At 44.6% G+C, this 13,203-nt stretch carries 16 protein-coding genes; 7 read left to right on the top strand and 9 right to left on the bottom strand.

All coding sequences use genetic code 11. From position 1 onward, the window contains the following. Positions 1–12: 12 nt before the first annotated feature. Both LWP20_RS04680 and LWP20_RS04675 read left to right on the top strand, forming a co-directional pair. Complete coding sequence (locus LWP20_RS04680; RefSeq protein WP_242926948.1) at positions 13–1,323, top strand: TolC family protein; 1,311 nt, start codon at positions 13–15, stop codon at positions 1,321–1,323. A 122-nt stretch (positions 1,324–1,445) separates the two neighbouring features. Then, the gene (locus LWP20_RS04675; RefSeq protein WP_242926947.1) at positions 1,446–2,708 is read left to right on the top strand and encodes an MgtC/SapB family protein; all 1,263 of its coding nucleotides are present in this window, start codon (positions 1,446–1,448) and stop codon (positions 2,706–2,708) included. A 108-nt stretch (positions 2,709–2,816) separates the two neighbouring features. Here LWP20_RS04675 and LWP20_RS04670 read toward each other — a convergent pair whose 3' ends face one another. Further along, a complete protein-coding gene (locus LWP20_RS04670; RefSeq protein ID WP_242926946.1) occupies positions 2,817–3,149 on the bottom strand; it encodes a hypothetical protein in 333 nt (110 codons plus the stop codon). A 275-nt stretch (positions 3,150–3,424) separates the two neighbouring features. Between LWP20_RS04670 and LWP20_RS04665 the strand changes: the two genes are divergently transcribed. Beyond that, a complete protein-coding gene (locus LWP20_RS04665; protein ID WP_242926945.1) occupies positions 3,425–4,846 on the top strand; it encodes a site-specific integrase in 1,422 nt (473 codons plus the stop codon). Between the two features lies 1 nt (position 4,847). Further along, positions 4,848–5,399: a helix-turn-helix domain-containing protein gene (locus tag LWP20_RS04660; protein ID WP_242926944.1), complete on the top strand. Its 552-nt coding sequence runs from the start codon at positions 4,848–4,850 to the stop codon at positions 5,397–5,399. 139 nt (positions 5,400–5,538) lie between these two features. Here the strand turns inward: LWP20_RS04660 and arsB are convergent, their stop codons facing one another. From arsB to LWP20_RS04625, 7 genes are all read right to left on the bottom strand, one after another. Next, positions 5,539–6,633, bottom strand: a complete 1,095-nt coding sequence (gene arsB, locus LWP20_RS04655; protein ID WP_242926943.1) for an ACR3 family arsenite efflux transporter — start codon at positions 6,631–6,633, stop codon at positions 5,539–5,541. A gap of 10 nt (positions 6,634–6,643) precedes the next feature. After that, the gene (locus LWP20_RS04650) at positions 6,644–7,420 is read right to left on the bottom strand and encodes a metallophosphoesterase family protein (protein ID WP_242926942.1); all 777 of its coding nucleotides are present in this window, start codon (positions 7,418–7,420) and stop codon (positions 6,644–6,646) included. A 60-nt stretch (positions 7,421–7,480) separates the two neighbouring features. Beyond that, positions 7,481–7,948 carry a DUF6428 family protein gene (locus tag LWP20_RS04645; protein WP_242926941.1) on the bottom strand — a complete coding sequence of 156 codons (468 nt, stop codon included), beginning with the start codon at positions 7,946–7,948 and terminating at the stop codon, positions 7,481–7,483. Positions 7,949–7,967: 19 nt separating this feature from the next. Further along, positions 7,968–8,300, bottom strand: a complete 333-nt coding sequence (locus LWP20_RS04640; protein ID WP_242926940.1) for an ArsR/SmtB family transcription factor — start codon at positions 8,298–8,300, stop codon at positions 7,968–7,970. 179 nt (positions 8,301–8,479) lie between these two features. Next, positions 8,480–8,734 (bottom strand): hypothetical protein, encoded by a 255-nt coding sequence (locus LWP20_RS04635; RefSeq protein ID WP_242926939.1) that lies wholly within the window; start codon positions 8,732–8,734, stop codon positions 8,480–8,482. Between the two features lie 83 nt (positions 8,735–8,817). Next, entirely contained in the window at positions 8,818–9,093 is a 276-nt protein-coding gene (locus LWP20_RS04630) for a thioredoxin family protein (RefSeq protein ID WP_242926938.1), read from the bottom strand. A gap of 51 nt (positions 9,094–9,144) precedes the next feature. Then, a complete protein-coding gene (locus LWP20_RS04625) occupies positions 9,145–9,519 on the bottom strand; it encodes a metal-sensitive transcriptional regulator (RefSeq protein ID WP_242926937.1) in 375 nt (124 codons plus the stop codon). Positions 9,520–9,768: 249 nt separating this feature from the next. Between LWP20_RS04625 and LWP20_RS04620 the strand changes: the two genes are divergently transcribed. The 3 genes from LWP20_RS04620 to merA are packed head-to-tail and all read left to right on the top strand — an operon-like array spanning position 9,769 to position 12,144. Next, positions 9,769–10,140: an ArsR/SmtB family transcription factor gene (locus tag LWP20_RS04620; RefSeq protein WP_242926936.1), complete on the top strand. Its 372-nt coding sequence runs from the start codon at positions 9,769–9,771 to the stop codon at positions 10,138–10,140. Further along, complete coding sequence (gene merTP / locus LWP20_RS04615) at positions 10,137–10,739, top strand: mercuric transport protein MerTP (RefSeq protein WP_242926935.1); 603 nt, start codon at positions 10,137–10,139, stop codon at positions 10,737–10,739. The genes LWP20_RS04620 and merTP overlap by 4 nt, the downstream gene beginning before the upstream one ends. Position 10,740: 1 nt before the next feature. Then, complete coding sequence (merA, locus tag LWP20_RS04610; RefSeq protein ID WP_242926934.1) at positions 10,741–12,144, top strand: mercury(II) reductase; 1,404 nt, start codon at positions 10,741–10,743, stop codon at positions 12,142–12,144. A gap of 77 nt (positions 12,145–12,221) precedes the next feature. Here merA and LWP20_RS04605 read toward each other — a convergent pair whose 3' ends face one another. Continuing rightward, entirely contained in the window at positions 12,222–13,184 is a 963-nt protein-coding gene (locus LWP20_RS04605; RefSeq protein WP_242926933.1) for an arsenic resistance protein, read from the bottom strand. Between the last annotated feature and the right edge of the window lie 19 nt (positions 13,185–13,203).

Raw genomic sequence — 13,203 nt, 5'->3', positions numbered from 1 at the left:
CAGATACTCCTTATGAAGTATAAAATTACTATCCTGCTTGCGTTTGCGCTGCTTGTATTTACAGGCAAGGTAAACGCACAGGAAGTCCTGACGCTGGAAGACGCCATTAAAATTGCCCTGGAGCGTAACTACGACATTAAACTTGTAGCCAATAACCTGGAGATAAACCAGAACAATGTAACGCGCGGAAATGCGGGTATGCTGCCGGGTGTCTCAGCTAACCTTTCGCAGGTAAACACCATTCAGAACAGTGCCCAGACCCGTGAAAGCGGCCAGGTAATAGAACGCAATGGTGCCAAAGGATCAAACCTGAACTATGGCGTAAGCCTGAACTGGACGGTTTTTGATGGCCTTGGCATGTTTGCCCGTTACGACCAGCTGAAAGAACTGCAGAAACTTGGCGAAGCTAACCTGAAGCAAACCATACTTGCCCGCGTGGGCGACGTGATCGGTACGTATTATGACCTTGTGCAGCAACAGCAGCAACTTAAAGCACTGGATACTGCCATGGCAATTTCGAGACTGCGGGTGCAAACCGCCCAGAACCGTTTCGAGATAGGCAAAGCAGCCCGCCTCGAGGTACTGAACGCGCAGGTAGATTTTAACACCGATACTACCAATATGCTGCGCCAGCGCGAACTGTATCAGAATACCCAGACGCAACTGAACCAGCTATTGGCCCGCGATGTGGCTACCCGTTTTAGCGTGGTTGATACCATTACCATTGATGAGCAACTGACACTGGCACAATTAACCGAAAAAGCAACTCAGCAAAACCCTACCCTGCAGGCTGCTATCATTAACAAACGTGTCGCCGAACTGGACCTGAAACAGGCTAAAGCTAACAGATTACCTGTTGTTTCTCTTAACTCAGGCTATAACTTCAGCCGGTCCGAATCAGCAATTGGCTTTACCACTTTATCTACGGGTAACGGCTTTAACTATGGGGTAACGGCATCTGTGCCTATTTTTAACGGGTTTGAGCAGCGACGCAACGAGCAGAACGCTGCCATACTTATCCGCAACTCCCAGCTCGACTACGAAAGACTGAGCCAAAGTATAAACGCACAGCTAACTACTGCCTTCAACACATACCAGACCAGCCTGGCCTTGGTAGACCTTGAAGAAAAGAACCAGCAGATAGCAAAACGTAATCTCGACATCACGATGGATAAGTTCAAAATCGGCAGCATCACCCCTATCGAGTTCCGGGAGGCGCAGCTTAATTATGTAAACGCTACCGTACGCTACAGCAACGCGCAGTATCTTGCCAAACTGGCCGAAGTATCGTTGAAAGAAATTGCAGGCGCTCTGACATTCTAAGTATAAACAGATCGGAATCTGATAAGTATAACCCAGTTCTAATATTCAAGTATAAAAGTATAGCTTCGGCTATACTTTTATTTTTTATACCTATACTTAAGCTCTATTGCACCTGATCTTCTATGCCCGATCTTGAACTCTTCCAGACATTGGCTATCTCACTTGGTCTTGGTTTGCTTGTGGGCCTGCAACGCCAGCACGAAAAAGCCCGCATTGCTGGCATCCGTACGTTTCCGCTTATTACTGTTTTTGGTACGGTATGCGCGTGGCTGGCGCAGGATTATGGCGGCTGGATGATAGCTACCGGGGCAGTAGGCACAGCAGCTATAGTTGTAGTGGCTAACCTGTTGCAAAGGAACCAGGAGCACGTAGATATTGGCCAAACCACTGAGGCCGCCCTGCTGCTGATGTTTGCCGTTGGCGCTTATCTGGTTGCCGGCAATACGGCAGTGGCTGTAGCTATAGGTGGGTTAGTAGCTGTTTTATTGCACCTGAAAGAAACCCTGCACCAGGCTATTGCCCGCCTCGGCGAAAAAGACCTGCGCGCCATCATGCAGTTTGTAGTTATCTCGTTAGTTATACTTCCTATACTTCCTGATAAAACCTACGGCCCTTACAATGTGCTAAACCCCTACAATATCTGGTTGATGGTGGTATTAATTGTAGGTATCGGGCTGGCAGGATATTTTGCTTATAAGGTATTTGGCGGGAAAGCAGGCACATTATTGGGCGGCATTCTGGGCGGCCTGATCTCGAGCACAGCTACTACAGTTTCTTTCTCAAGAAGAGCAAAAGGCGCAGACGCAAGTATAACACCGGCAGCTTTTATTATACTTATGGCTTCTACGATCGCCTTTCTGCGGATAATGGTGGAGATATTTGTAGTTGCACCGGCCACAACGCCACAGGTAATTCCGCCACTCGCTGCTGTTTTCCTGCTGATGCTGGTAATTGCTACCGCTTTATACTTTATAAAAAAACCTACCCACGAAAAAATGCCTGAGCAAGGCAACCCGGCACAGCTGAAAAGTGCCCTGGCCTTTGGTGCTGTTTATGCATTGGTTTTACTGGCAACGGCTTTTGCAGAAGATACTTTTGGCAGCAACGGCCTTTTTATTGTCGCCATCATTTCCGGCCTTACCGATGTTGATGCCATTACGCTTTCCACGTCGCAACTGATGCACGCCGGCAACCTGCCCCTGGATAGTGGCTGGCGCATTATACTGGTGGCAGCGCTTGCTAACCTGGCATTTAAGGCGGGTATTGTGGCTATACTTGGTGGCCGGCAAATATTCTTTTACATAGCCACTTTGTTTGGAGTTGCTATTGCCGGAGGCTTACTGGTACTTTGGTTGTGGCCTGAAAATTTACAGCTATTCGTCTAGGTATGATTAAAGGAATAACTATAAAACGCCGTACTTGAAAACGCCCTACTTGCTCCCGCTTATACTTAAAACCATGTAGTTATACTTCCTAAAGCGGGCCCAACTTATCTATTTTCTGCTGATTCTGATAAAGCCTTTGTCATAAACCCGCTTGCCTGTAATGGCATCTGTTTCATACCAGATATCCAAAACATGAGTTGGTGTGGTGTAAGTAGTGGCAAATTCCTCAGCGCCGTTTATCAACTTATAATCCGTTATCATTTCGTAACCGTCTTCCAAAGCTTTATAGTAGGCTTCGTCATCGTCATCAAGTTCATCCAGGTATTGGTTGTACACCTGATGATAACTGTCGGTCACAACTTCATACATGCGCTGCATCTCTGATGGCTCAAAATCCATGTAGCCTTCTTCGTCTTTGGTCCAGGTGCCTTGGTTTTCCATAGTTATAGTTTATTTATTGCTGTGAGCTAAGTATGCGCAAAAGAAAAAGCCCCTAAATCGCTTTATCAGCAATTTAGGGGCTTTTGGTGCAGAGAGTGAGGTTCTGCCTTTTCCTAACAACTTCAAACAACTCAACTCACAAATAAAACACTAAATACCTAATTATCAATTATTTATTATCTATATTATAAATTATTAGCTTATAACTATATACAACTTCATACTTGCTTTCTTGACGAAATTTTGATTATTTTGACGAAATATTGACGAGAAAAATGGATTATTTAGGTAAGCATACATCACTAATTGCAGTGAAAGAAGGTGATAAAGTGCATGTAAAGGTTTACTACTCCCGAGAAGGTACTAAAAGGTACAAGACGAATGTCTATGTAAAGAATAAGGCACAGTTCGATAAGGGTAATAAGTTCACGAAGAACAACTCGTTGAATCCACAAAACTTTAAAGATGACGAAGATAAGATCATTAAAGTGCAAGGCAAAATAGAGAGAATCATTCAACTGTTTTTTGACGAACACCTCGACAAACCCACCGCTGCCCAACTGGATGATCTTATTGCCAATTACAAAGAAGAAAGCCAGCGAAACTATACTTTCATCAGCGATTATCTTGCTGAGTATGTTGAAATATTTGAAGAAAAGAATAGGAATAGTAAAAGTGTTGTAAAGGCATTTGCATCAGCCTATACACAATTCTGTCAGTTCCAGAACCGCAACTACAAGTTCAACGACATCAATGAAAAGTTTCTCAGTGACCTGATTGATTATTTTTTATTACATAAGCCTAAAAGCACGAAGTATGATGTGGGAAAGCCCAATCATCTTTTATCAAAATCGCAACCTGAGCAATCCGAGTTTGACACTAACTTCGGGATGAACAACAATACCTTACTGAAGAGATTAGATGCTTTCAGATCATTTATCCTTTGGGCACAGAAAATGAAGGGTATAAATATCAAATATGATACTGTGAGTGATGCTTTGAAAAAAGTGAAGAGCGAAAAAAAGATTGTGGGATACACCAACATCGAATTTGCATTTAAAAAGCGTGAAGATTTAAAACTACTGGCTTCAGAAGAATTTGAAAGCATCATTAAAGATGACATCTATATTGAACACTCTAAGGGGAAAAAGCTTGAAAAAGGTGTGTCAAAGGAGTTGTTGGTGCGAGCTAAAGATTACTTTGTAGTCAGCATACTTACAGCAAACAGGATATCAGATTTACGAAATATAAAACGCCACCATATTGAGCTTGGTAAACAAAAAGCGAAGAAGACCAATGCCGAGTTCCTACTCAACTCCAATCAAACCATTGTAGACCTGCTGGAAAAAAACAGCTACGATTTGAATATGAACGATGGTAAATACAATAAGTGCATTAAGGTTTTCCTAAGACAATTTTTTACTGAATATCTAAAGAAAGTAGATCGAGTATGGGTGGTAGAATGGCGTGGTGAATTTGCGCAGTATAAAGAAGTAGAATACTATTCTCTTGCTGGCAGCCACTCTGGCAGACGATCGTTTGCCTCGATTCTTTACAATGAAGGAAGGTATCCAAAGCGTAAGATCATGCAGTTTACGGGGCATAGCAGCGAGCGAGAATTTGATAAATACATTCAGTTATCTCCAGAAGAAGACATACAAGAAGTGTCAGACTTCATGAATATCAACTACAACTAACATGAAGACAAAAGAAATTTATAGTGAGATTTTGGAAAACTACAATCTACAAAAATCTGATGCCATCTCATTTGTTAATTATAGAGTAGGTGTTGCTATAGATAAGACAAAGATGCTGGATACCATTTCGGCTAATATTGATAAGCTGACGATTCTATGTGGAGATTTAAAATTGGAAATAAGATTGCATGAAGCAAATCCACTATTTGCTACGAATAATCAGCAATTTTATACCACCAAACAGGCTGCCGATATACTTAATGTTTCACCAGACAAAATCAGGCAGCTAATAAACAATGGAATTCTCAGTACAAAAAAGATTAACCAGCGTAACTGGCAGATTCCGAATTGGAGTTTAGAAGCCTATAAGAACGATCTGTGTAATTTTTTAACTGAAACTATAGAATCAACATTAGAGATTGCTGTCGTAGATGTGTTAGACGATGAAAACAACCTGCTGATTAGCTTAATCTCTAAAGAAGGTATACATCAAGTGCATGAATACCAGACACGCATTAAAAGAGCCATAGCTACTGTTTACCCTGAACTTTAAGTAGAATTAATGTTTCGTACTTTTGATACAGGTTCGATTCCTGCCGAGGGTTACAAAGTATAATAAAAAACCCACTGGTTTAAATCAGTGGGTTTTTTATTATTTAAAGTGCAGGTATAACGCAACTTATCATTTCCTTTTACACATTGTCAATTGCAGACAATGTTTCCCTTCTATTATACCACTTCCGCTTAAACCAGAATGCAGCGTTCACCAGCAGAATCAATGCTGGCACTTCCACCAGCGGTCCGATCACACCAGCGAATGCCTGACCAGAGTTGATGCCGAAGATGCCGATGGCAACGGCAATGGCTAACTCAAAATTATTACCCGTAGCCGTGAAGGATATGGCTGCGTTCTTAGAGTAGTCTGCCCCAAGCTTTTTGCCGATAAAAAAGCTGATAAAGAACATGATCACAAAGTATAGCACCAGTGGAACAGCGATCTGCACCACGTCAAACGGGATCTGCACGATCAATTCTCCTTTCAGGCTAAACATCAGCACGATTGTAAACAACAATGCAATCAGCGTAACAGGCGAGATGAATGGGATATACTTGTTGTTGAACCAATCCAGCCCTTTCCAACTGATCAAGGCGTAACGGCTGATCACGCCAGCAAAGAACGGAATGCCTAAGTAGATCATCACGCTCTCGGCTATCTGCCCGATGGTAATGTTGATCTCAGCACTCTTTACCCCAAAGTATGGTGGCAGCACGGAGATGAACAGGTAAGCGTATAGGCTGTAAAAGAAGATCTGGAAAATGCTGTTCAACGCCACCAAGCCTGCTGCATACTCCCTGTTGCCTTCTGCCAGTTCGTTCCAGACCATCACCATCGCAATGCATCGGGCGATGCCGATCAAAATCAGCCCGACCATGTACTCAGGCTGGTCGTGGAAGAAAATGATTGCCAGAAAGAACATCAGCAGTGGTCCGATGATCCAGTTCAATAGCAACGAGATGCTCAGGATCTTCACATTCTTAAATACTTCCCCCATCTTCTCATACCGCACTTTCGCCAGAGGTGGGTACATCATCAGGATCAGACCTATGGCAAGCGGAATGTTGGTCGTGCCACTGGAAAAGGAGTTGATAAACCCAGAGGATTCAGGCAAAAAATACCCGATACCCACGCCAAGGAACATGGCAAGGAAGATCCACAGGGTTAGGTAGCGGTCAAAGAAGCGTAGCTTCTTCCTCTCGTACGTGGGGGCACAGTTTGTAACGCTCATATCGTATAGTTTAACAGCCTTTTCTTAAATTCTCAGCGTAATCGTTCGGCAGAATGCATTCTTCAATGGCACGGGCAGCTTTCTCGTAATCATACTTGAAGCGGATGAACTCTACCTGAATGCTGTTTTTGTCCAGCACCGAACTGTTCTCGTCTATGGTCAGCAGCACGTAGCCACCACGGTTATCTCCATCCTTGGGTTTACCTACCGATCCGATGTTAATGACATGTCTGTAGTGTGGCTTGCCCTCTTCCCCAGAATCCAAGATCCTGTGGTACGGCTTGTGCGTGTGCCCAAAGCACATGATGTCGGCATCAGCATCCTGCATGATCCGCAGCAGGCTTTTTTCATCCCGATCCTCGAACAGATACTCGTTTATTTTTCTCGGGCTTCCATGCACCAGCAGCAGGCTCAACTTGTCGTTGTTTAGCTGGTACTCTACTTTAATATGGGCTGGCAGCGACCGCAGGTACTGGCGTTGTGCTGGCTTAATAATGTCATTGGTAAAAGAGATGGAAACCGCTCCGTTGGCTTTCTCCTGATCTGTCTTGTAAGCACATCCGCAATCGTTGCTTTCTCTGCCTATACCGAAGTCATAGTTGCCAGCGATGGTCGGAATGTTGCGTTTGCGGATCTCGTCTACTACCTCGTTTGCCCAGATATTGTAGCCCACCAGATCCCCGAGGCAATAGATGAAGTCGGGCTTTCTGGTTTCCACATCTTCAAAGAAAGCTTCCAAGGCAGGCAGGTTGGCGTGGATGTCGCTGAAGAGAACAATCTTACTCATGGTGTCTTGTATAAGGGTAAATTATATAAGTCTGGATAACTTTGGAAGAGTAGTGGCTGCTTAGCAGCAGCCACTACCTGGTGTGCAGGCGTTGTCCGACTGCATCTCTTTGAGGTTGATTCTGATTTTCTCCTTCGGGATGCCGCACTTGTCTGGGGCAAGGCAGTTGGTCGTCTTGGACTGCAGCACGAAGTTGTTTCCGTTAAAGCCAAGGTCGTACTTGCCGATCGTTTCGGCTTGGTATTCCACCTCTACTTCCAGATCTTCCATGCCCAATGCCTTTTCAGACAGGGCGATGATGTTTAGCAGCTTCTGGGGCTTTAAGCGGTGGTCGAAGTCGTTGGCTTCCCATAGCTGGAAGTTCGCCACTTTCTCGGTACGCACCGTGCCACCGCAGTCGATGAAGTGTTTGGTTACCACGCCCACTTCGGTTACGTGGAAATGCTCTGGCACTTTTACTCCGTTATCTAACTGGAAATCCACCGTATCGGCAGTTTGCAGGATATTTTTTACTTCGGATAGTTTCATGGTCGTCTTATTTAAAATATTAACAACAGTTTGATTGCTGGCACTTCACATCTGCCAGTATGTTAGAAAAGTAACCTTTCAGGTACTCGAATGCGTTTTCATCAAGGCAGTAGCAGACAGCATTACCTTCCACCGTGCCTTTAATGATGCCAGCGTTCTTCAATTCTTTTAAGTGCTGCGAAACAGTGGCTTGAGCCAACGGAAGTTCGCTGACCAGATCACCGCACACACAGGCTTTCATTTTCAGCAGGTGTTCGATGATGGCGATCCTTGCTGGATGCCCCAAGGCTTTGAGCAGCTTGGCAACCTCGTTTTGCTTTTCGGAGAAATTCTCGGTTTTCGTCAGTCCCATTATTCTTATCGTATGATCGCAATATTACGATTAACATAATCATTATACAAATAGTTTAGTGTTATCAAATCATTAATGATGATACCTGTTTAAGATATACTTATAAGATGTTAATGAAAGGAAGTATGTGTAGGCTCTAACAAAAAAGAGCAACCGTTTCTGGATGCTCTTTTTAATTTTTACTTCTTCTTGCAACAGGATGGCAAGGTACTGTCTGCTGCAACTGTTGCCGTTGCTTCTGCTTTCTTTGCCTTTTCCTTTTTTACCAGTGGGCAATTAGGCGTGTTCTTCAATTTGCACTCCTTCACGATCGGGCAATCAGGCGTACCTTTCAACGGGCAATCCTTTAACTCACCGTTTCCAGCGAAAGCGAAGAACGATCCACCTGCCAGCATCATAGTGGCAGTTGCGATTCCTAAAAATCTTCTTTTCATAATATTAAACATTAAACTCTTTGTCGGGTATAGCAACAAAGCCAATTAAACAAAGCAACTATACCTTGCTTATATGTTCCAGTTTAAGCTGCACTTCCTATTCCAGCAGCCACTAATTGCTCACGGCTTACACCTCTGCCTGAGCAGCAGGAAAGCAATTCACCGTTCACTACTACAGCTGGCAAGGAAGTGATGTTGTATTCCTTCACTTTGCTTACGCACTCTTGGGTATCGCACTGCTCTGCAAGGTTGTATACTGTTAGATCACAGGATTCGCAGGTCATGGACTTTACCATCTCCACAACTGGTTCACAGACAGGACATCCTGCGGTGAATACTTCTATTTTTCTTTTTTTCATAATCGTAAATTTTAAATTTAAACAAAGCTACATCAGGACATAGGGCGGTTGTCAAGCAGATTTATTCTTTGACTGATTCTCTTTCATCTGGTCGTAAACAGCCTGCATCTCTTTCATCTTGCTTGTCAGTTCATCAGCCGTAAGGTTCGGGAACTGCCTTCGCAGCATATCAATCCTGTCTTCCTGTCCACAATTCCCTGTGCAGCTTTCCATCGTTTCAGATAACTTTACAGCCAAAGACTTTCTGAATGTTTCGTCCAGTAACAAGAACTGAGCGGTTTCCAGTGCCTTACCAGCAGCTTTGAACTGCACCAGCACCGATTCGGGATCTTTATCTTCATCCAGCATTTTGATAATGCCTTCCAACTGTCCTTTGATGGTATTCAGTCTGGTTTTTATATCACGAGTTAAATCCTTTTGTAGCATAGCATGAGATTTCTGGTAGTATAATACGGATAGGGGGTGGTCTACAAACTTTCTAAGAAATTTTTTTTAACTGGTAGCTTCGACCAATCATTGGTATGATAAACATGCTTTGAACCACTACTCTCAAACATGTTTAAGCCTTAGCCAGCTAAACCGCTCTATCTGTACTGGTAGCTTTTTATGTTCCAAAGCAACAAGGTATTTTATTTTTTATTATTTTAGCGTTTGCTTAAATGATAAACTAAAATAATGGAAATCAACTGTATTAGAGAAGCAGCGGACGAAAGCCAGATCAGAAGGTGCAGGGAACGGGTAACAGAACTCAGCGATTCATTTTTCGAACTTTCCCAAGGGCTTGAACTGGCTGGTAACAACGTGAGGTTAAAGATCCTGTTCCTGCTGTATGAGGAAAGCAGGCTCTGCGTGTGCGATCTGAGCGATGTACTTGGCATGACCATTTCTGCCGTTTCGCAGCACCTGCGCAAGCTGAAAGACCGAGATCTTATCACCCCAACCAAGGAAGGCAAGACCATCTTTTACTCACTCACACCCAAATATGAGCAAATGCTCAGACCATTCTTTAAACTACTGGAAGAAAATAAAATATTCGAACTGGCATGAAAGCAGAGAATAAATTCATCGGATTAGGAGTGTTTGGGGCAATCGCAGCCTCGATGTGCTGCATCACACCTTTGTTGGCTCTGCTCGCTGGCACAAGCGGTGTAGCCTCTTCATTTTCCTTCTTAGAGCCTTATCGCTACGTATTGGCTGGTGCAACCATAATCGTTCTCGGGCTGGCGTGGTATCAGAAGCTTCGACCTGTAAAACAGGAAGATTGCGACTGCGAAGCTCAAAAGTCAAGCTTTTTCCAGACCAAGACTTTTCTGTTTGCGGTTACAGCATTTGCAGCCGTGATGCTCGCTTTTCCTTCCTTCTCACACATCTTCTACCCGAAGCCCAAGCAGGCGATGCAAACGGCAGTAGCTGGTATCAACACGACCAAAACCGTGGAGTTTGGCATCAGTGGCATGACATGTAGCGGATGCGAGGCACACGTGGAGCAGGAAGTGTTTGCACTTAATGGAATTGTAAAGGCAAAAGCCTCTTATGACAACAGTAATGCCGTGGTAGCATTCGATAGCACCAAGACCAGTATAGCTGCCATTGAAAAAGCCATTCTGAAAACAGGCTATAAAGTAACAGACCAAAAAGAAAGATAATATGCAACAGCAATTCGACTTGATCATCATCGGTGGTGGATCTGCTGCCTTTGCAGCAGCCATCAGAGCAAATGACCTGCAACTCTCCACGCTGATGGTCAACAGCGGTTTGCCTCTGGGTGGAACGTGCGTGAATGTGGGCTGCGTGCCATCTAAGTTTTTGATCAGGGCTGCCGAAAGTGTACACCATACCATGCATTCCTCTTTTGATGGAGTACAGGCGAAAGGTGCGAATGTAAACTTCAAGCAGATCATTCAGCAGAAGCAGGCATTGGTAGCTGAGATGCAGACACGCAAGTACCTTGATTTGCTTCCTGACCTGCAACACCTAACCGTGCTGGAAGGACGTGCAGCGTTTGTGGATATGAACACCATCACTGTAAACGGTGAAACCTACAAAGGCATAAAGATTGCCATCGCCACAGGCTCAACCACGGACATTCCACCCATTGAAGGACTTTCTGATGTAGCGTTCCTGACCAGCGACACGCTCTTTGACCTCGAAGAGCAGCCAGATTCGCTTATCATCGTGGGGGGTGGTTACATCGGTTTGGAGATAGCCCAACTCTACAACCGCCTCGGTACAAAAGTTACTGTGGTGGTAAGGGATCGAATCTTAAAGGTTGAAACAGAGGACATCACAGACGAACTGACAAAGCACCTGAGAGCTGAAGGTGTGGAGATCAAAACGGGTGCTACCATTCAGCGAGTGTGGCAGGAAGGCAGTGCAGTTAAAGCGGAACTGGTATCCAACGGGCAAAGCCAGACCATCAAGGCATCACACTTAGTGATCGCAACGGGCAGAAAAGCAAACACCGAAAACTTGGATTTAGAGAAAACAGGTGTGAAAACTGGAATAAAAGGGCATGTGCTGGTGAATGAGTACCTTGAAACAAATGTTCCCAACATCTACGCCATCGGTGATGTGAATAACCTTCCGCAGTTCGTCTACACGGCTGCCTACGAAGGAACGACTGCCATAGGTAATGCTTTCCAAGGTTCGAACCATAAAGTTGACTACAACGTGCTACCGTGGGTGGTGTTCACCGATCCGCAGGTGGCTGGTGTGGGCTTGGACGAGCGAGAGGCAACAGAAAGAGGTATTCCACATGAATCTACCATCATGCCATTGACAGAAGTTCCTCGTAGCATTGCTGCACTGGATACACGTGGCTTCATCAAACTAATCCGCAACCCAGAAACTGACCAGTTGCTTGGGGCAAGGATAGTAGCACCCGAGGGTAGCGAACTGACCATGGAATTGAGCCTTGCTATCAAGTACGGCATCACCGTGAAAGAACTCGCCTCGGCACTGCACCCGTACCTGACCTTGGCAGAAGGCGTGAAACTGGCAGCGATGTCTTTTACCAAAGATGTGAAGAAAATGAGTTGCTGTGCTGGATAGAGATCCCATAAAAGCAGAGGCGACCATATTAGGTCGCCTTTATTATTTACTTTCCTATTTAAATATGTAAGCTTTTACTATGAACCTGTTCTTCTTCTAATCAAAAGCAATGCCTGCGAAACCAATGCCAGCACAGGTAGTTCGATAAGGGGTCCGATTACCAATGCCAAGGCAATAAGCGGTGTGTCTGGGAACGCTGCAACGGCTATTGCCAGTGAAACAGGGGAATTCCGTGCCAAGGTGGTTAGGCTCAAGCTTACGGAATCAACATAGTTTAAACCCACCCATCGGCTGGTAATCCAGCCCACCACGAAGTTGATTAGAAAGTATAGCAAAAGCGGAATTAGCATTACCAATACTATATCTATACTTTCAAACAGTAGCTGCCCTTCGGATGCGAACATAGCCGTGATGGCAAGCCCAAGGAAAATGATCTGCATGGATTCAAAGAACGGCAGCAGTTTTTCTTCCATAAAACCCTGTTTATTTGATTTGAGCAGGAGAAGCCGAGTGGCATGGGCAAATGCAAAAGGCACAGCTATCACCAGCACGATGCTTTCCAGCAAAGCAACTATCGGCAGCATACCCGTTTGGTTAAAAAACAGCAGCAGGTAAACAGGGAGCAACACCACTTGCAGCAGCAAGTTCAACGGAAGGATGGATGCCGACAAGACCGTGTTCCCCTTTGCTATGCCCGTGAAGATGATGTACCAGTCTGTACAGGGCGTTACCATCAGCATCACAAAACCAATCCACAGTGCCTGTTGCTCGTTTAAAAACAGGTAGCCTAAAAGATAAGCAAGCAGTGGTGTCCAAACAAAGTTCAACAAAAGGCTTGCTGCCACGAACTTCCTGTGGAAGAAGCCTTGCTTTAGCCCACTCAGGGGCATGGCTAAAAACAAGCCATAGAGCATCAGCATCAGGAACGGTATGATGAAAGTTGCCGCATTCGATGCAACAACTGGTATCTGTCCGATCAGTAACCCGATCATCACTGCTACCAGTATGATCAGGGTGTGGAGTTTGTTAAGAAGGCTCATTGATTCGTATTACCCTGCG

It is taken from the genome of Pontibacter vulgaris (assembly GCF_022758145.1).
Lineage (GTDB): Bacteria > Bacteroidota > Bacteroidia > Cytophagales > Hymenobacteraceae > Pontibacter > Pontibacter vulgaris.
The sequence above is the reverse complement of the archived record's forward strand: the minus strand, read 5'-3'. Positions and strand labels throughout refer to the sequence as shown.